This window comes from Candidatus Methylomicrobium oryzae, from assembly GCF_016745425.1.
Taxonomy (GTDB): Bacteria; Pseudomonadota; Gammaproteobacteria; order Methylococcales; family Methylomonadaceae; genus Methylomicrobium; species Methylomicrobium oryzae.
In genome coordinates this window covers 1-18,755 of the sequence record NZ_JAERVK010000021.1, presented here as the reverse complement: position 1 = coordinate 18,755, position 18,755 = coordinate 1, and the positions used below count along the sequence as shown (strand labels likewise).

General features: G+C 50.9%; 22 protein-coding genes. 12 read left to right on the top strand and 10 right to left on the bottom strand.

All coding sequences use genetic code 11. The features are described 5' to 3' along the window. Positions 1 to 48 precede the first annotated feature (48 nt). From JJL52_RS19025 to JJL52_RS18985, 9 genes are all read right to left on the bottom strand, one after another. Positions 49 to 1,542, bottom strand: coding sequence for a cbb3-type cytochrome c oxidase subunit I (locus JJL52_RS19025; protein WP_202054091.1), 1,494 nt, complete (start codon positions 1,540 to 1,542; stop codon positions 49 to 51). A 2-nt stretch (positions 1,543 to 1,544) separates the two neighbouring features. Next, positions 1,545 to 2,144 (bottom strand): c-type cytochrome, encoded by a 600-nt coding sequence (locus JJL52_RS19020; RefSeq protein WP_202054090.1) that lies wholly within the window; start codon positions 2,142 to 2,144, stop codon positions 1,545 to 1,547. A gap of 28 nt (positions 2,145 to 2,172) precedes the next feature. Then, positions 2,173 to 2,481, bottom strand: a complete 309-nt coding sequence (locus JJL52_RS19015) for a hypothetical protein (protein ID WP_202054089.1) — start codon at positions 2,479 to 2,481, stop codon at positions 2,173 to 2,175. A gap of 57 nt (positions 2,482 to 2,538) precedes the next feature. Beyond that, positions 2,539 to 4,002: a flavin-containing monooxygenase gene (locus tag JJL52_RS19010; protein WP_202054088.1), complete on the bottom strand. Its 1,464-nt coding sequence runs from the start codon at positions 4,000 to 4,002 to the stop codon at positions 2,539 to 2,541. A gap of 401 nt (positions 4,003 to 4,403) precedes the next feature. Next, positions 4,404 to 4,739: a phage holin family protein gene (locus JJL52_RS19005; protein ID WP_202054087.1), complete on the bottom strand. Its 336-nt coding sequence runs from the start codon at positions 4,737 to 4,739 to the stop codon at positions 4,404 to 4,406. Positions 4,740 to 4,823: 84 nt separating this feature from the next. Continuing rightward, positions 4,824 to 5,048, bottom strand: coding sequence for a hypothetical protein (locus tag JJL52_RS19000; RefSeq protein ID WP_202054086.1), 225 nt, complete (start codon positions 5,046 to 5,048; stop codon positions 4,824 to 4,826). 266 nt (positions 5,049 to 5,314) lie between these two features. Beyond that, positions 5,315 to 5,773, bottom strand: a complete 459-nt coding sequence (locus tag JJL52_RS18995; RefSeq protein ID WP_236994372.1) for a lecithin retinol acyltransferase family protein — start codon at positions 5,771 to 5,773, stop codon at positions 5,315 to 5,317. A 1,101-nt stretch (positions 5,774 to 6,874) separates the two neighbouring features. Continuing rightward, a complete protein-coding gene (locus tag JJL52_RS18990) occupies positions 6,875 to 7,462 on the bottom strand; it encodes a Maf family protein (protein WP_202054085.1) in 588 nt (195 codons plus the stop codon). A 605-nt stretch (positions 7,463 to 8,067) separates the two neighbouring features. Then, on the bottom strand, positions 8,068 to 9,609 hold the full coding sequence (locus JJL52_RS18985) for a multicopper oxidase family protein (RefSeq protein ID WP_236994371.1): 1,542 nt from the start codon (positions 9,607 to 9,609) through the stop codon (positions 8,068 to 8,070). A 1,056-nt stretch (positions 9,610 to 10,665) separates the two neighbouring features. Between JJL52_RS18985 and JJL52_RS18980 the strand changes: the two genes are divergently transcribed. The 11 genes from JJL52_RS18980 (at position 10,666) to JJL52_RS18930 (ending at position 17,420) form a co-directional block, all read left to right on the top strand. Continuing rightward, on the top strand, positions 10,666 to 11,739 hold the full coding sequence (locus JJL52_RS18980; protein ID WP_202054084.1) for a tyrosine-type recombinase/integrase: 1,074 nt from the start codon (positions 10,666 to 10,668) through the stop codon (positions 11,737 to 11,739). Continuing rightward, positions 11,736 to 12,653 carry a hypothetical protein gene (locus JJL52_RS18975; protein WP_202054083.1) on the top strand — a complete coding sequence of 306 codons (918 nt, stop codon included), beginning with the start codon at positions 11,736 to 11,738 and terminating at the stop codon, positions 12,651 to 12,653. The genes JJL52_RS18980 and JJL52_RS18975 overlap by 4 nt, the downstream gene beginning before the upstream one ends. Before the next feature lie 124 nt (positions 12,654 to 12,777). Continuing rightward, positions 12,778 to 13,002, top strand: coding sequence for a hypothetical protein (locus tag JJL52_RS18970; RefSeq protein ID WP_202054082.1), 225 nt, complete (start codon positions 12,778 to 12,780; stop codon positions 13,000 to 13,002). Further along, the gene (locus JJL52_RS18965; protein WP_202054081.1) at positions 13,002 to 13,265 is read left to right on the top strand and encodes a hypothetical protein; all 264 of its coding nucleotides are present in this window, start codon (positions 13,002 to 13,004) and stop codon (positions 13,263 to 13,265) included. Before JJL52_RS18970 ends, JJL52_RS18965 begins: the two co-directional genes overlap by 1 nt. After that, the gene (locus tag JJL52_RS18960; protein ID WP_202054080.1) at positions 13,266 to 14,156 is read left to right on the top strand and encodes a hypothetical protein; all 891 of its coding nucleotides are present in this window, start codon (positions 13,266 to 13,268) and stop codon (positions 14,154 to 14,156) included. It abuts the gene before it with no gap. 40 nt (positions 14,157 to 14,196) lie between these two features. Beyond that, positions 14,197 to 14,607 (top strand): hypothetical protein, encoded by a 411-nt coding sequence (locus JJL52_RS18955; RefSeq protein WP_202054079.1) that lies wholly within the window; start codon positions 14,197 to 14,199, stop codon positions 14,605 to 14,607. A gap of 50 nt (positions 14,608 to 14,657) precedes the next feature. Then, positions 14,658 to 15,056: a hypothetical protein gene (locus JJL52_RS18950; RefSeq protein WP_202054078.1), complete on the top strand. Its 399-nt coding sequence runs from the start codon at positions 14,658 to 14,660 to the stop codon at positions 15,054 to 15,056. A 19-nt stretch (positions 15,057 to 15,075) separates the two neighbouring features. Beyond that, entirely contained in the window at positions 15,076 to 15,726 is a 651-nt protein-coding gene (locus tag JJL52_RS18945) for a hypothetical protein (RefSeq protein ID WP_202054077.1), read from the top strand. Between the two features lie 86 nt (positions 15,727 to 15,812). Then, positions 15,813 to 16,373 (top strand): hypothetical protein, encoded by a 561-nt coding sequence (locus JJL52_RS18940; RefSeq protein WP_202054076.1) that lies wholly within the window; start codon positions 15,813 to 15,815, stop codon positions 16,371 to 16,373. Between the two features lie 359 nt (positions 16,374 to 16,732). Further along, on the top strand, positions 16,733 to 16,930 hold the full coding sequence (locus JJL52_RS18935; RefSeq protein WP_202054075.1) for a hypothetical protein: 198 nt from the start codon (positions 16,733 to 16,735) through the stop codon (positions 16,928 to 16,930). Continuing rightward, entirely contained in the window at positions 16,908 to 17,420 is a 513-nt protein-coding gene (locus tag JJL52_RS18930; protein ID WP_202054074.1) for a GNAT family N-acetyltransferase, read from the top strand. Before JJL52_RS18935 ends, JJL52_RS18930 begins: the two co-directional genes overlap by 23 nt. Positions 17,421 to 17,550: 130 nt before the next feature. Here JJL52_RS18930 and JJL52_RS18925 read toward each other — a convergent pair whose 3' ends face one another. After that, positions 17,551 to 17,754, bottom strand: a complete 204-nt coding sequence (locus JJL52_RS18925; RefSeq protein ID WP_202054073.1) for a hypothetical protein — start codon at positions 17,752 to 17,754, stop codon at positions 17,551 to 17,553. A gap of 372 nt (positions 17,755 to 18,126) precedes the next feature. On the opposite strand from JJL52_RS18925, the gene JJL52_RS18920 reads away from it, so the two are divergent. After that, positions 18,127 to 18,681 carry a hypothetical protein gene (locus JJL52_RS18920; protein ID WP_202054072.1) on the top strand — a complete coding sequence of 185 codons (555 nt, stop codon included), beginning with the start codon at positions 18,127 to 18,129 and terminating at the stop codon, positions 18,679 to 18,681. The last annotated feature ends 74 nt before the right edge of the window (positions 18,682 to 18,755 follow it).

The window sequence follows — 18,755 nt, the reverse complement described above, 5'->3', positions numbered from 1 at the left end:
CAGAAAAAAGCGGCCGGCAACTGCCGGCCGAATCGCCCATCAAAACGGTCACGCAAGATTAATCACCGCGGCCTTTCTCGTCTCGGTTTTGCCTATCGCCAGCAAATCCCAGAACAGCAAGCCGCCCCCGGCGATCGTCATCAATCCGAAGATCACCCGCCATACCATCGCCTGTACGAACCAGGGATGGTTTTGCGCGTCGAAATAAGCCGTCCAGGTCGAACCTTCGACCGCGCGTTCGATGAAGGATTGCTCGTAGCCGGCGATCAGCAGCGCGACGGTCATGCCCATCACGCCCAGATTGAGCAAAGCCAGCGCCGATTTCCAGCGCCAGCCGTCCGCCAGTCCGCCGCCCATCCAGCAATTGCCGCGCGCCTGCTGGACGGCCAGATAGAAAAAGGCGATGTTGATCGTGGCATAGGCACCGAAAAATGCGAGATGGCCGTGCGAAGCGGACCATTGCGTACCGTGCGTGTAAAGGTTGATTTGCGGCAGGGTATGCATGAATCCCCAGACGCCGGCGCCCAAAAAGTTGCCGAAGGTATGCGCGATGATCCAGGCCAGCGCCGGATGATTGCTGTTTTTGAAGTTATGTACGCCGGAATCGTAAATCGAATGCACCACCATCGCGACCAGCGGAATCGGTTCCAGGGCGGAGAAAAAGCCGCCGATCGTGAACCAGTATTCGGGCGTGCCGATCCAAAAATAATGATGGCCCAGGCCCAAAATGCCGGAGCCGAACATCAGCGCGACTTCGATGTACAGCCAGGTCTGCACGATCTGCCGGCGTACGCCGAGCAGTTTCATCAGGCTCCAGGCCATGATGCAGCCGACCAGCACTTCCCAGGTGGCTTCGACCCAGAGGTGAATCACCCACCACCACCAGTATTGGTCGACGCTGATGTTGGTGGCGTAGAACATCCCGGCCAGGTACAGGCCGGCCAGGGCGACCAGGTCCAGCGTCAGCACGCCGGCGATGCCGGACCATTTGCCTTGGGCGAAGGTCGCCGCGACGTTATAGAAAAATACCAGCATCACCGCCACGATGCCGATGTCGGCCCAGCGCGGCGCTTCGATATATTCGCGGCCCTCGTTGATGAACCAGAGCGAGGTGTCGTTGCCGCTGCCGACCTGCACCAGCAGGTATACCAGCACCACCACCGCGACCGCCCCGGTTAGCACCCAGAATGCCAGTTGGCCCCATTTCAGGCCGACGACCGGCACGCCGCTTTCGTCCTCCAGAAACCAGTAGACCGAGCCGATGAAGCCGTACAGCATCCACACGACCATCGCGTTGATGTGCACCATCCGGTTGACGTTGAAGTCGAGGATTTCGTACAGGAATCCCGGCCAGATGAACTGCAGGCCGGCCAAAAGGCCGAACAGCAGCTGCGCCATGAACAGGACGACGGCCGCCGTAAAATAGTGCACCGCCAGTTTCTGTCCCCCGGTCAAATGGGAGTTGGCCATGAAGACCGCGTAACGGGAACGTAAATCCGCGGCTAAACCGGCCGCTTTCTGTTGATACGCTTGCATTGCCATGATCATTCCTCCTCTGCGCCGATGGCTTTAAAGTTGTGCGGGAAACCGTTGGTGTCGATGGCGGACATCCATTTCAAAAAGGCTACGACGCCGCGCGCTTCTTCCTCGGTGATGCCCAGGTTCGGCATCTTTCGGTTGGAACCGTAGGTGCGGGCGTATTTTTCCGGATCGAGCAGAAACTGCACCATCGCCGTCTCATGCCCGGCGCCGCCCCAGGCTTGGTCCAGCCAGGCCTTGGTCAGGTCCGGCGCGTAGTAGGCGCCGTTGCCGAGCAGTGTATGGCAATTCATGCAGTTTTTCGCCTGGGTGGTTTTCTTGCCGAGCGTCACCAGCTGCTCCGCTTCGGCTTCGTTCAGCATTTTGCCGAACAGCGGCGCGTCGCCGAGCACCACCGGCTGGTAGCGTTGCAATTGTTTGTCGAAGCGGTAACTGATGTCCTTGTTGATGACGCTGTAAGCCGGCACTCTCGAACCGCCGGCGGAAATTTTCGCCAGCGAGTCGAAGGTCAGCAGGATCAACAGGACGAAAGAGCCTGACGTGACCCAGATTGCGGTTTTTTTCCAAAACGCTTCCGAAGCCCAGAAGGGAATTGGTTCGTTCATAACGCCTCCGATTTTTTATTTTTTAGAGTTATCGTCCGGACTCATGCGCGTGCGTGGCCGCACATAAGCGCCATATCAAACGCGGCATCCACCAATAGCCGACGACCATCAATACGGTCAGGATTTTCCAGTGCCCTTCCAGATGCAGGACTTTCGCGAAGACCGCCGCGCAGGCCAGCAAGAGCCCGTAGGCCAGCCAGGAACCGTAGCGGAATCCAGCGCCGCCCTGCAGTTTCTCCCAGGCGAACAGCGCCGCATAAAGCGCCGCAAGCAAAATAATCAGCGCACCGCTGAAAAAACCGATAAAAAAATCGGACAAGGCCACCGGTTCGACCATGTTTTGTTTCTCCTAGTCAGTCGGCAGCGGTTATTTAACACTAATAACTGCGAAAAGTTAAGTATTGCCGATCGAATTTAAGATTTCCCTATAATCGCTTGGCCGGTAGTCCTGCAGGAATTCGGCGAGTTTATTGGGTTTTCTGCGCGGATTGAGCGCCGCATCGTTCAGCAATTCGTCGTGATAATGGATCATGTGCAGCTTGATGACCGTGCTTCGGCAGCTGATCGCCGGCATGAAGCTCCGCTTCCATTGCTTCATCGACTCGATCTCCGCCAGCATTGCCGCTTTGTCGGGCAACTGGAACCGCCCGGTCAGCCAATGGACCAGCCAGACCGAGGCCAGATGCGAGGTCAGTGAATTGGAGAAAGTTGCGGCCCGGCCGATGAACGCCATACTGCTGATGTCGGGATGGATGATGTGCCGGTACAGATAAACGCCGTCCGCTTCCTGCGTTTGCTTGAAGCGTTCCGGCAGATAGGCGGTATCGGCGCGGTAGCCGGTGCCGAAAATCACCGCGTCGCAGTCGATTCGGCCGCCGTTTTCCAGTTCCAGGCCGGTGGGCGTGAACGCCTTGATCGTCGTCCGCTCGTTGCGGATGGCGCCTTTGCGCATCAGTTGATAGACCTCCTTTCGGGGCAGAAAATCGAGATTGAAAATATCGATTTCAAACGGTTCGTCCGTCAGCGTATTACTGGCCTTGAGCGGGTATTGGAGTTTGATTACGGCCTCCGTAAACCGCCAGAAAGCGGATACCAGCCAGGAAAACGAATCATGCAGACGCTTCTCCCACGGTTCGGGGCGCTGGTAGAGCGGCAAAAAAGCGCAGGCCAGGCGTGTCAGATAAATGCGCCTGACGTCGAGCAGGTCGAAGATGTCCATCGGTATCGGCCAATGCGGCTTGCGGTAGATCAGGGTCGTTTCCTTGGCGAATTTGGCGACCTCGCCGGCCACGTCGAGCGAGCTTTTGCCGAAGCCGACGACCGCCACTTTTCTGCCGGTCACCGCAGCGGGCGAGCGATAGTCGACCGTGTGCAGGACATCACCCTGAAAGTTCTCTCGGCCCGGATAGTCCGGGATATACGGATCGAAATAAAGTCCGGCCGCGACCACAATAAAATCGAACGTTTTCTCTCCTTTTTGTCCGGATCGCTGATCGGTAAATTCGACGCGCCATTTGCCGTCGGCGTGTTGCTGCAGGTTGTCGACGCCGGTATGGAAGCGGATTTTGTCGAAAATGCCGAAGTCTTTGGCGTAATTTTCGAAATAGGCCTGCAGTTCTTCTCCGCTGGGAACCCGGGGATAGCTGTCCGGCATCGGATAATCCGGAATTTCGTAAAGCGACTTGGGAGTTTGCAGGCCGAAGGTGTGATAGCCTGCCGACCATACGCCGCCCACGCTGTCGCCCTTTTCGAAAATCTCGCATTCGAAGCCTGCCCGGCTCAACAAGCGGGCGGCGGCCAGGCCCGATACGCCGGCGCCGATAATGCCGATGTTTTTGATTTTTGTCATGTCGTTCATAAATGAAGAGGTAGAATTACGCTGATGAATCATCAGTTTAACTTGTCGTGAACCTGGTCCGTCAAGGAAAAAAATATGACGGTCTTTTTTGGGGCAGGGAATGAAAGAGTCAGAGAGGCCATGAAAGCGGAATACCGGTGAACCTTTCACGGTTCCGAATTTGAGTAAAGGAATGCCGATAGCTCGGGAATCGACGCAACGAGGGGTAAACGCTAAGGGTTACAATACGGTTGAGGGTGTTTTACGGATCGGTGAGGATCGGTATCGGATACGGCAGCGCGGAGTGGACGGTCGGCCGGCAGCCTGGGCGGGCAGCCTGGGCGGCCAAGGCGGAGCGGGGTGGCGGGGATATGATCAGGAACTAACGCTCACCAATAACTTCGGCTGTTCCGTCCATTTTTCTACAAGATGATTTCAACCGCGAGATTGAGCAGCGTCAGCAGCACGCTTCCCATCAAGGCGGCCCAAAAACTTTCGATACGGATACCGGACACGAGTCCGGCAACCAGCCATAGCATCAACGCATTGATCACTAAAAGAAAAAGCCCGAAGGTGAGGATCGTAAAGGGCAGGGTCAGCACGACCATCAGCGGCCGTACGACGGCATTCACGATGCCGAGAACGAGCGCGCCGATCAGCGCCGCGCCCCAGCCTTCCACTTGAACGCCGCGGACAAAGTGGGCTACGAGCAGCAGCAAGGCTGCCGTCAGGATCAGGTGTGCCAGAAATGCCATCATAACTACCTCCTCCTTTTAGGTTCGAACAGGAAATCGGCAGGAAAAAATCCCTCCCTTTACCGATATGCTTCTTCTACAACTATATTAATCTTTTTTACCCATGGTGACTCTTACGGGCGGCAGTTTGGTGACGGCAACCCCGGCATCGAGTTTTACATTGATCGGTTTGTCGACAATCATGTTGAGCGCAAGGGGTTTATCCGTCGCCACGTTCAGGTTTACCGTGAGCGGACAGCCTGATAAGACTAAAGTACTCGAAGCCGCCAATATCAATTTTCCTGGTAGCAATGAAGAAGAAATCCTATTCATATCCATTACCTCTTCAAGGGCAAAAAGCTTGAAATCCGATTCATGTAAAGGGGCGAATTACCTGGGCTAATGCGCAGGTTTGGCGAGCGTGTTTTTAAAGGGCGGACCGAAGTCTGGAAATACTCTGAACGTAAAACCCTGCCGAGTCGGTGCGTTAACGCACCCAGAGGAGGTGGAGATTTTGAAAGGGATAGGCCAAGCGGCCGGCGCTCCGCTCGAATACGGGTGAAGCTGCGGTTCGCGAGCCCGAAAACGCCCGCTTGCCCTTAAAAGAGGTCAATATTCCAATACCGCCAGGTATTGGCCCTTAAATGTTCGCCGGACCTTTTCTTCAGCACCCACAGATAGTTGTCGGTATTATCGAAATTGCCGGTCAGGCAGCCGCAGGTGAACTGATGGCAGTTGTCTAGCAACACATGGTACCTTCTTGAGGCGCCGACCATCGAGATGGCCCGTTCCGCGGAAACATAAGAGCCGGTCGAAATGCCGTTGCGGCACGACACATAGATATGGATCGCCGTGCCGCCGTTAATGAAACCTTTGGGCGTGGTGACTTGAATTTTCCCGTATCGCGTCAAATGGACGATTTTGTTATCGCCGATATAAATACCGGAATGATCCATATAGCCAAAAGCCAGATCGCAATAGAGCACGCTTCCAATTTCGGGGACGACTCTATTGCGGCATCCGTCGATAATGCTTTCGACCGTATTGTAAATGGGCATTAAAAACGCACGATAGGGCACAATATTTTCCAACAGGCGGATGATTGAACGGATCGTTAAACGGGGCAATCGCTTTTTCCGCCATTGCAAAACGGATAAAAGCAGGCTCCATGCGCTTGAGCTGATTTAATCAGTCCATCAAAATAGCTTTGCCGGATCAATAGTTTACCTGAGAAAGGGTGCTACGGCTATCGTTTTGGAGCAAGAATGATCCGGTTAGTAAGAAGCACGAGCTGAACAATGTATTGAAGCGTATCCATCGTTAACGATCCACTTCGTTCGCCTAACCAGTGGCTTATTTGTTAACAAGAATTGAAATTTTCCAGTGCTTGGCGAACTGGTAACTTTGAAAATCCCTTTTATGACAGTTGTTTGATTTATATTTGAAAAAATTGGACGCCTATTTCATGAATAAGTGGAACAATTTCGAAGCCGGTTAACACTTTGAGCATCAAGATGACGTCCCAGGGCTTCCTGCCGGCTGACGGTTTTCGCATCTTGGTTCGAGTCGATCTAATAACGGGCGGAAGGCTTCGCAGCCGATATTCGCGTCCAGTTCCACAAGCGTGTTACCCAACCGGTCGAGGCGCTGGTCACGGTGCTCGAAAAGGGAACCGAAAAAGTCATCTTGCTGGGCGGTCATCGCTTGTTTCCGAAGCGGGGTTGGCTTGCCATATTTTACCTTTTATCGGTATTTTTAGAGATTCTCTTTATTAGAAATAGTTTATAGGCTGACTGCTAAGCGTCGTTGGCAGCGGAAGGATGAGAGGCGCCCGGTGCGCGGCAATCTTGCGGCAATCTTTTTGAAAACAGCAGCTTGATCAAGCGCCAACAGACCGGGAAATCACTCGTATCGGGGAGGCAGCGTCCAGAGAGTATGCCTGTGACCCGGCAGCCTCCACGCCTCGCAGTGAAAAGGGTACAAGACCTTATTCGGCTTACAATTGATCTACCGTATATGGCCATTATGCGGGAGTTATCCTGCCTAGCCCCCCGACAGGGTCAATGCAAACCCGCTTCCGGCGGATTTGTCCGGCAGAGCCTGCCACGGAAGGGATTGCCGGAATGACGGACTTGTTTATATAGGAACCGGAGCCGAAGTTAAATCACCTTGACGCCGAAGGCTTCCAGCAATCGGATCAGTTTGATCAACGGTAAACCGATCAACGCATTCGGATCGTCACCCTCGATTCGCTCAAACAAGGCAATACCTAAATTTTCCGCTTTAAATCCGCCCGCGCAGTTAAAGGGCTCGTCAAGATCGACATAGTGTTCGATTTGCTCTCGCGCTAACACTCTAAACGTCACGGCACAATGATCACAGTCGACTCGATGTTGCCCGTTACGGCTGTCGTAGACACAGACGCCGGTATAAAAGTGCACCGTTCTACCCGAGGCGGCCGCCAATTGCGCAATTGTGTTTTCGCGGGAGCCGGGTTTGGTTAGCGGTTTGTCTTCCAGCATCGCCACCTGATCCGAGCCGATAATCAGGTGTTGCGGAAATTTAGGCGCCAGTGCGGTGGTCTTTTGCAGCGATAAACGCATGGCGGTCTGCAGTGGCGCTTCATCGGGCAGCGGCGTCTCATCGATATCCGGGTTAGCCGTATCAAAAGGAAGACCGAGTTTTTTCAATAATTCGCGGCGGTACGGCGAACTCGATGCAAGGACCAATTTAATGGCGGTAGTCATAATGATAAGTATCTAAAAATTATAGAAATCTGAAACCAATCTGGCATTTCAGAAATAAGCTTCAAGCTCGACTTACAGTTGTTAAATACGGCCGATCATCTTGGATCGGTCAATTTAAGCTTTCCAATCAATCAAAAATTTAAATCCGAAAGGCCGGTTCCATGGAATAACCTGACAGCCTGAAATAAGCAAAAAACTTTTTCCTAATCTGAAGACATTTAAGCAGTATGATGATTATTTTCCATGAGGTACAGTGTTGTCATCATGGGTTAATCAGCAATGACATTTTCAGGGTGAAACGAGAAAAGTGAAGGCGTCGGCCTACCTCAATACAAATTATCGGCATCTAGAGCATTTCCATATCGCCTCTAGGGAGATCATGCCGTTAAGTCCAGCCCCCTCATCTCGGCAAGGATTGCCGAGATCCAGACTGCAGGGATGCCTTAAAGCTTGCCGTCCCTGGCTTGTGGATTCGGCAACTGCGCCCTGCCGGAATGACGCGTTTCCCCTAACTTTGCGGCATTGCGGATGACCGGACACCCAAAACGAAAATGCTCTAAATTTCCGAATATTGCTAGTGATGTATGAAGTAGGCCAGATAGGCGTTATTGAATGTCCCAAATGCCCATCATCCCCATATCTTCGTGCTCAAGAATGTGACAGTGGAACATGGTCATACCGGTAAAGTCTTTGACCGGCACCAGCAATTTGATGCTGCCCATGGCCGGCACAATAACGGTGTCTTTCCAGGCCGGAGTGTTGGTATAGAGGCTTTTGTAAGCCGAGTCGCCGCCACTGATCGAAATCACTTGCGCGTGGTTAACGTGTTGATGGAAGGGGTGATCCATCATACTCTGGTTCGAGATGTTCCAAACTTCATAGGTATTTAATAACGACGGAATGGTGTAAGCATCGATTACGCCATTGGTTTCGGAAAATGCAATGCCGTTGATGGTCGCCATGCCCATGCCTCCCATCATTCCCCCACCCATCATGCCCATGGACAACGTCAGGTTGCGGGTGACAGCACCGGCTGGCACTGCAACACGTACTGCATTGGGATTGACCGAGGTTGGCAAACTTTGAATCAAACTGGTGCCGGTGATGTTGGCGGTCAGCAGCGTGATTTGCTGGGTGGCCGAGGCCCCCGCACCACGGTTATAAGGCTGTGCCAGTAATTTGTAGTAACCCTTGGTGGTCGAGGCTTTAACCAATACGTCGATGCGTTCGCCCGGCGACAACAGCACCGTACTCTGCGAATAAGGTTTGTCGAGCAAACCACCGTCGGTGCCGACCACATTCAGGTTATGGCTGGCTAAACTCAATTTGTAGAATCGCGCGTTGCTGGCATTGACGATCTTCCAGCGTTGCACTTGGCCTGGGCGCATAGCCAACAAAGGATTGACCTTGCCGTTGACCATCATGGTATCGCCTTCCTTGCCGTTCATGAAGTCGCTGCCGGTATGAGCCGCCGGTGCTCCGCCGCTCAAACTGATGTCTTTGAGCACCATAATATGGGTCTCGTAGCCTGAAAGCACCGGGGTTTCGTCATCCACTTCCAGCGCGCCCGCCTGTCCGGCCCAGACTTGTTCGGCGGCATTGCCGTGGGCATGCGGGTGATACCAATTCAGGTTGCCGTCCGGATGCCAGTCTAAATCGTATTCGTAATCGAAGCTTTGAGTGCGGCCGAAGCGTTGCATGACGTTATCGGATTTGCCTTCCGGCGAGACGTGCAGACCATGAGTGTGCAGATTGGTATCGGCGCGCGGTTCGCCCATCATATTCAAACCTGTATCTGGCAGAGAGTTTTTGAAATGGACTTTCAGCAAGTCGCCTTTTTTGACTTTAATGGTTGGGGCCGGGTAAGCGCCATTATACGTTTGCAGATTGGCGACAGTTCCGTTGATATTAACCGGCGCGATTTTAGCTTCCAGATTGACTTCTACAATTCCCTGTATTGAAGAGATGTTTTGCATCACTTGGGGGTCTGAAAACGCAGCACCGCGCGGTGGATCAATGATCGTAGCAGTAGAGGTACAGCCCATCATGCAACCGCCCATACCCATTGCGGTGACATGAGGGGAAACCAATGCGCCGATTACACCTGTAAGAACAGACACCGTTCGAATTACTGCCAAATTTTTCATGCTGACTCCGTGGTTGTTGTTTTAATTAACTCGGTGAGCCAAAGAGGCTTGTTTCATACCGATGACAACGAAGCGCAATAATTAGGCCATAAACTAATTTGTATTTTATTTCAAGGAATAGCCTGATAAGCCAGCGGTTTTTTCCTAGAGTAACTGCGGCAAATGACACAATTTTCAATCAAATGAAGTGTCAAATGGCGTGATAGATTGCATGCTCTGTATTAGACGAAATTGTCCTTGGCAGGATGGGTATAGCTAGATGAATTCGCCCCAGAATCGGTCGAACCAAACACACACCGGACTTTGATTGCCTGGTGGTGCTTTATGCCGATGTCTGTCCTGGGTTACCGATTACCTTACCGATCGGAATCGGTTAATGATCATTTACAACATCAGCGCTGTTCGATTTGAATGAGCATGGATATTGTTGAAGTGTCCGTTTAGTAAATTAGAACAGACACTAACTCTAATCACAGGCGAAAGGTAGTTGAGGATCGGGCTGAGATGATCACTATCTGAAACAGTTGGGGCTAGTTTTGAATGAGGTCAAGTCAAGAGTTTAGCTGCTTAACCGGTGCGGGGAATGGAAATTTTTCGGCAAAAACCGACCCAATTTTTGGGAGGTGTTGCGGTATTTATTAGAGGTGTCCCATTAGAGTCCCTCAAAAACAATAAGACAATAAAAAAGGACTTGGTTAAAAACCTAAGTCCTTGAATTTGATGGTCGGGCCGGAGTCGAACCGGCACGGTGTTGCCACCGAGGGATTTTAAGTCTCAAAATGTCAAAAAATCACAACAATTAAAAATAAATGACAATATTAATATCAATTGCTTAGTTTAATTACGTATTGTCTATTGTTGGGTTTTATTGTCTATTTTTGGGGTCAAGTGCGACAAAATTGCGACAAAAGATTATAATGCAAGCCTAGAAAAAACGCGGGCTTGGAGGTGCTACCCACACCCACAAGCCCTAACCGAATTACTTAACGAGTCGGGTTAAGCAATGGCTAGGCACATCATATCAAAAAAGCCGAATTGCTTCCCAGGGGGGCAATGATGGCAACCATTCACAAGCGGACTGCTAAAGACGGTTCAATCCGATATACCGTAGAAATAAGGCTCCGGGGACAACCCCGCCAGACAGCCACCTTCAAACGGCTGACCGATGCAAAAAAGTGGATTCAAGACACTGAAAGTGCAATCCGGGACGGACGGCACTTCAAAACTATTGAAGCTAAAAAGCACACATTTGCCGATCTTGCAGACCGTTATATCAAAGATGTTTTGCCGACCAAGCCTAAGCAAGAACTTAGGCAGAAAATGCAGATTGAATGGTGGAAAGAGCGAATGGGGGTCTATTTGCTGTCCGACATCACGCCGGCTTTGATCGTGCAATACCGCGATGAATTGGCTGGCGGTATTACTTATCGGGGAACACAGCGCAGCCCAGCGACTGTAGTGCGATACATGGCGGCTCTGTCTCATGCTTTCACTATTGCCGTGAACGAATGGCAATGGCTGGAAGATTCGCCAGTAAGAAAAGTGAAAAAGCCTAAGGAAGCGCGGGGCCGAGTTCGCTTCTTGGATGACGATGAGCGCCGGAGATTATTGGATGCCTGTAAAAAATCAAAGAATAACTGGCTTTATCTGTGCGTCACTCTGTCGCTATCGACAGGCATGAGGCAAGGGGAATTGATGGGGTTGAAGTGGCAGGATGTAAACCTGAAAGATGAATATATTGTCCTCCATGAAACCAAAAATGGAGAAAGACGGCGTGTTCCATTGAGCGGCCATGGCCTTGAGCTTTTGCGGGAACATGCCAAGGTAAGACGGCTTGACACTGATTTGTTATTTCCCGGTATCAAACACAAAAACAAACCAATCGATTTAAGTGATGCTTTTGAATACGCTGTAAAACGAGCAGAAATCGAAGATTTCAGATGGCATGACCTTAGACACTGCGCAGCCAGCTATCTGGCCATGAACGGCGCCAGCTTGGCTGAGATTGCCGAGATACTGGGGCACAAGACGCTGCAAATGGTCAAGCGTTACGCCCACTTATCGGATGGTCATGTTTCAAACGTGGTGGCATCAATGAACGCCAAGATTTTTGGTGAGGGAGCAAAATGAAAAACAAATATGCTTTTTATAAGGCCCGTCAGATTGAGGCTAGTTTGAATGGAGATAATTGGCCGGAAAAATTAACAATTTTACAGATTGCCAACCTTCATTTTGCTGAATGCAGAAATGAAAAACGAGCACTGTTTAGTCTTTTAGAAAATTCTCTAGGTGCTGGATTACTTGATTTTGATGATGTTACGGCTGGTTATAGCTGGAGTTATGGAGTTTTGTCCGATCTAGTTGGAGGGTCGAATGAAAAGGAAATGACGTCATCTCATACGCCAGATTCTGGATGGGGTAAATTTTTCAAAGGATTAAAGGTTGGTGATGTAAAAGATCTATCGTTACATCTTTGTGGATGTGAAGCGGTATGCATACTTGAGCAGGTTTTTATTAATGGTTTACCTAGAATATGGTCAGTTAAGGGAATTCATTCGGATGGACTAAAAATAGAATTTTCTTGCCGCGGAATTCCGCTTATATCTCCAGAGCAACACCTTAAGTTCTGCTCTGAGAACGGGGTAAATATACCAAATGAATCACATTTATATGATTGGATCAATGCAAAACAAAAATCATTGCCAAAGGATAAAGCAGATGGGGATCCAAAATTCGGCAAGGTGCGTCCATATTTGGGGCAGAATGATATTGCTGACTCAGGATTATTAAATGAACCAAGCCGTAAGGATGACTGGTTCCAGGTAATCGATGATATGACACGGGCTTTTCATACCGACTTCAAAATATTGCCGAATGAGGTGCAAGCATGGGGAAAATTATGTGAAAAGCCCCCGGCTGGTTACGAAATCACCACCAGTACCTGCAATGGCGAAGACTATCTAAAAATGCCCGGCGCTCCGCTATTAAGCCGGACGGCTTTTGCCAAGCGATGGGCGAAATATACTACTAATAGCGGACAATAAGCCCCAATAACAGAAAATAGCGCCCGTCAGCGTTTAGCCTATTTTTTAACCCCGATAATTTGCTCAAGCCGCGAGTGACAACACTTCGCGGCGATTCATCAATTCTGAATCGAATGGGCATACTATGACTACAACAGCACCAAAGACTACACAACCCGCAACTCGCCTGATCCCCGTTCCAGACTGGAAAAATCATCATAGCTGGCCGCCTGAGGGCGGTTTGCGTCATCTCATTTTCAACAAAGACAGCAATGGTTTTTCGACGGCCTTCAAGAAGGTCGGACGCAGGGTTTTGATCGATGAGGCCGAATTTTTTGCTTGCATCGAGCGGAAAAACGGGGGGGCATAATGACCCCCATCATCAAAACTCCCCGCCAGCGCCGCGCATTAGCGGCGTTAGCGGCGTCTGACGGTCAATCCGTCAAGCAACTTCAAATCAAAGTCGGCCAAAACAACATTCCCCAACTTATGGCGTCCCTGCGCTGCGCCGGATGGCGCTGGACCTGCGAAATCATTGAGGTCATCGACCAAGACGGTAAAAAGTGCCGGCCGGGTGTCTACCGTTTGACGCCTGAGCACCGCAAGCTGGCGGCTGAGATGTTGGAGTCATAAATGCGTGACTATAGCCGTGTCCATTCAACATTCTGGACCAGTCCTGATACATCATCGCTTTCAGAAGATGGGAGGTTGCTTGCGCTGTATCTTTTAACCGGTCCGCATTCCAATATGCTGGGGGCGTTTCGATTGCCTATCGGTTATGTTTCTACTGATATCAACTGGAGTTTCGAAAGGGTTTCGAAAGGGTTAAAGGAACTGTCCGACAGCGGTTTCATAACCCTTGACTCAGCATCTCAATGGGTTTGCATAACGAATTATCTTCGTTTTAATCAGATTGAGAATCCGAATCAAGCCAAATCGCTGATAAAGCTTATCGATCAAGTACCCAAGACATCCCCGGTTTTAAGTGTTGTATCCGCTTCTGTTCGTAAGTTCTCGCGCTTTGTGCCTGATGAGTTGGATCATGTAATCAGCTCTGGTGGCTTAATTGGGGCTTCAGCAAACCCTTCGAAAGGGGTTCCCGAAGGGTTTGCTAAACCCTTTCCGAACCAGGATCAGGATCAGGATCAGGAAAACAACAGCACATGTGCTCAGCCTGGGCCGAGCACGAGCAATGTGGTGAAGATAAATTCGAAAAAAGACGCTCCGCCGTATCAGGACATCATCGACCTCTACCACGAAATCCTGAAAGCACTGCCCAAGGTTTACAAACTCACCGAGACGAGGAAGCAGCGCATCAGGGCGCTATGGTCAGACGAACTGGATACACTCGACAGCTGGAAAAATTATTTCACGTTCATCGCGCAGAGTGCGTTCCTGATGGGCCGATCGCCGCCAGGCCGAGATGGCAGAGTCTGGGCAGCGGATTTCGATTTCATCATCAACGCGCAAAACTTCGTCAAGATCGCGGAGAAAAAATACCATGGCTCGCGAAAAGATGTTTAACGTCCCTGGCGGATCTCCAGTTGTCCATAGCGACGACCCAATGAAAATTTCCCTGTTCGCGTACATGGAAAAATATTTTCCCGATACGCTCGAAATGCGGCCATTCATCATGGGCAGTAAACCCTTGAACTTCTGGCAACGGCTTTTCAAGCCCGAGCATATCAGTGAGAAAAAACGGCCGGTCAAGAGCGGTGTCGATTGGCCCTATGCAAACCGCCTGGGGTTTCTGGCGCGCAAGTTTGCAACGCTGACGCCGGCGGAAAAGGAAATTGTGATCGCTGCGCGGAAGGATCAAATTTTCTGGATGGGCGACGAAATCGAGTTTTTTAACACGGTGATCGATGAAATGCACGACTATCGTGACCTCGATCCGGAGCAGCAAGAAAAATACCGGCAAAAAGCTTTGCAGATGGCGACGAGTTTGAAGGCTAGACACGGCAGGCTTGCATGAGCCGGTTCGCCAAAAAGATGCAAACAAAAAACTTTAATGGAGATTAACGAATGAGCATTATTATCGCAATCATAGCCGGCGCCTTGATCGGCATTGCCATAACCCTTTACAAACAACGCAAAACCGCGGCGCAGGCGGAAGAAAGACGCCAAGCCCGGGAAGAACTGGAAGCAATAAAAACCTATATCAAACAAATTAAAAAGCGAGAAATCCGAATTGGCGTGTTGTACGGATTTGTTTGTGGCCAGGACGGCCTGACGGAAAGCGAGGCCTTTGCCTTGATGGTTGACACCCTAAATGAAAGCGCGATTTTAGAAAGGGATTATGCTGAAATAAAATCGAGAATATCTGTTGGTTATCAGATATTTAAGACCAACCCAAAGTTATCTCAACAGGAGGTGTATCAAATTGCCTATACCACCTTTCTTTCCACGACTTCAGACATCTAAAACCCAATCTAAAACGACCATGAATAACATGACCAACACCACTCCACACATGACCCAACTGCAAATTGCGAAATTCATTCTTAGATTCAAACGGGTCTACAGAAAAAACCTTAAATTTAATCGCAAGTGGCGCGATGAAGTTCGTCATCACCGTCGGCAGATCAAACTGACAGCCGATAATCCATTTTTCAAGCACCGCCATTCAGTCTGGCAAAACCGCATTGGCCAGCTCCAAGATGCGTTGAAAGAGAATCAAGCCAATCAAAATCAGATCCAGGACATTTTGGTTAATTTAATCCGGCAGTTCGACGAGGCCGGCCCGGCGTCAGTCCACGTTTATGGCGCAATGCTCTCCACTCATCATATTCATGTCCAGCGGGCTTTGGCGGATGGAGCGGAAAACCTGATGGAGTTGATCGTTTACAAAGTCGAGGATGGCGCCAGCACCGCCGATTGTGTCAGTCAGGACGCTGTTCTGCATCATGCAGTGACGAAAGCAGTCATTCGTGCAATGCAACACAATAAAGAGCTTCAATATTTTGCAGATAATCTATTGCAAGAAATGGTGCAAGAAAGCCTTGGCCATCCACTGCGGCAGTATCAAATCGTGGAGTTGCCCAATGGCCAGACGGTGGCTAAACCGATGCCGCCGCAGTTGAGGGTCGTTTAAGTTGTTGTCTTGCGCATTGGTACAGTTAGAAAGCCAAGAAGCCCATCAGAAATTGTTGCAGCCCGCATTGATACAATTAGAAGTCCATGAAGCAAACCCGAAACCGACAAGTCATCATCAAATGTTTGACCGAACCGAACGAAGATTGCGGCGGCGCCCCACCTTATTCGGCCAGCTCGATTCAGTACATGCTGGAGCATAATCACAACTGGTACGGTGCGCCTCGGCCGGTCAGCATCAGCCAGATTAACCGCACGCTCCGCGATTTGCATGCCGCGGGCCTGATTGTTTTCGAATATCGGCTGGATGAGCCCTATGGGCAACAAGGACTGCCGCAGAAAGTGAAGTATTGGCAGATGGCCGACGGCCGCGAACGCAACCAGTTGATCGCAGAGGTCAATGCCGTCTGCCGAATTGCCGAAAAAGCACACGGGACATTTTTCTTATTCAAAGACCGTTTTTTTGAAGAGCCGATGGACGAACTCCAAAAAGCGGCCGTCATCAAGGATCTGAAAGCCCTCATGCAGAAAACCCACCCGGACAAGATGGACGGCTTTGAGGATCAATTCAAGCAGCTGCAGGCGGCCCTGGTCTACGTCCGAAGTAAAGTTGATCTCCTGAAGACGCCTGAAAAGCGGCTGGCGTAGTGGTTACGATCGCATCCATAGCCCGCGCCCGGCCTCCTTGCCGGGCGTCCTGGCGAGGAATAGGTAGGCTATCCCCGCCAAGGTGATGCAATGAGCGGCTAAACCCCGGGAGCGAGGTGGAATACAGTTTGCCTTATCCTCGAGTTACTTTCTGTTCGGTATCGCACGCTGCTTCTGCGCCATAAAATGCCATGGCCACCGAAAGTGCCGGTTCTTGCGTTTTACTGTGCATTGCTATTCGTTACTGTGCGTTGCTGACTATTACGATCTATAGCTGTCTGTTATACTACTAAAGTAGGGCTAAACCCCTTCTAAACACCGGTAAAACTACTACTATAATGCCAGCATGGGAGGCCGGGATGGCTACACCGATTAAAGACACGCCGATTTTAACCGGCAAAGATGCGCGTCGATTCGACGCGCTGATGAAAGAAAACGAAGGGAAAAAGATCAGCCAGGAAGAGCGCGACCGTATTCATGCGGCGGGTAAGAAATTTCGCGTGGTAAACGGTATGGAAGATTACGAGCGTCATCGTGCTGGTTCGGCTGGGAATTGATGATGAACGTGATGCCACCTTTGATTGTGGTGACAGTGATCTTAACGAATTCTTTTTCAAAGACTCTCGCTTAGCCTGCAAAGAGCTTGTGTCTGTGACATACGCCTGGATTGAATCAGGCAAAACGCTCGCTTTCTTCAGCGTGTCAAACGATGCTGTCAAGCGAGAACTGATGAGTAAATCTGTGTTTAAGCGGCTATGCAGGCGGATCAGCCGCAGTAAGCGCTATTCAACATTGCCCGCGGTAAAAATTGGCAGGCTTGGGACCTCTGTCGAGCATCAAAGCAATGGCGTTGGATCTGACATTCTTGATTTCATCAAATTCTGGTTCACTGAGGGTAATAAGACGGGATGCCGCTTTATCATCGTCGACGCTTACAATAACGAGAGAACCATAAATTTCTATCTGAAAAATGGCTTCTCCTTTCTGCTGGAAAGCGACGCGTCAGAGAAAACGAGGCTAATGTTTTTCGACCTCATGACCATTTAGGCCATTTCTAAGCGCATTAAACACCCCAAAACCGGCATTCCAAAAAGGTTGCCGGTTTTTTTGTGCCTGCTACAAACTCACATCCAAGTCCTTGTTTTGTAACAATAGGCGGAATCCCGCCTATCCGGCTTTAACGTGCTTTCCTGCACCGGCTGAGAAACCCTAAAAAATTGGCCCACCTGCGATGATGTGACTTTGTTTGCGGTGGCGGCTTGGCCTGATCCTGTAACGCGTTCAAATGCGCTTTCAATACCTCCACAAAAGGGTCATGTGCGCCAAACTTCTGTTCCAGCCGTGGAATGTCCTCCTGCAGTAAGTCGATTTCTGAAATCATGGATGGTCTCCGTCTTTTTATCACCCTGTGACCGGTCGCGGCCGCGCAAAATTCAGCATTCGGGGCGTTTCAGGCGGCTACGCGGTGGCTCGCCATCATGGCGAGTTGAACAAAATCAGCCGCTTCTGATATTCCTACGGGCGCGGACGCCCTGTTTCCAAACCGGCGATTGGCAGGTTTGACCCGCATAACCTCAGCCCTTCACGCTTCACAAGACCCGTTCCGGCGTGGGTTTCGGACCGCTGGCCCGTTTCACCCCCGAAAATTACGGTAAACGCGCAAAAGTCGCCCTTTCAGAATCGGAAAACGGCGCTAAAAGCCCGGTTAAGCACGGGTTAGGCTATACCTGAACTTAACTTTCAGGCAGCCATCATGCAAAAATCCGTTTCCCCTTCCGAATACCAAGCCGCCCATCACGCGCTCGCGAACATCACCCCGGCACTCAGCGCCTTAAAGCGCCTCGACAAGCAAAGCTTGGGCTACGATGAGTCCGCTTGGGCGGAAACCCAAGAATTCATTGCATTGCTCGACCAGAACCGAGCGAAAAACCAGAGCGTGATCGATCGCGGCGACGCCCAATATCAGAACCGGCCGGTCGAGTTGATTAACCGGGCAGCCAGACGACAGGCCGAGATTTCCTCCTTGATCGAACGCGAACAAAAGGCCCTGCAGCACAAGCATTCGGTGCGAGACTTTCAGGTTGCCGAACTGCAAAAAAAGGACTTCACGGCGGATCAGATTGATCGCATCGCCCCACCGGTCCCCCAGAGCGAAATTGACGCCTCGCAGGCGCTCGTGGCCGGCCTTCAGGCCGAAATGGAGGCGGTCCAAAAGTTTTTGGCGGATGCGCCGCGGTACGATGTGGAGCTTCTTCTCGGAACCACCCTTTACCCGGACCGTGATCCGGTAACGGAGGCCGCGGCTTAATTGGGGCATGCGGCGATGATCGATAAGGACGAAATCGCGGTTATCCAGCTTGTCGGCGGTCGGCTGACCGAAGC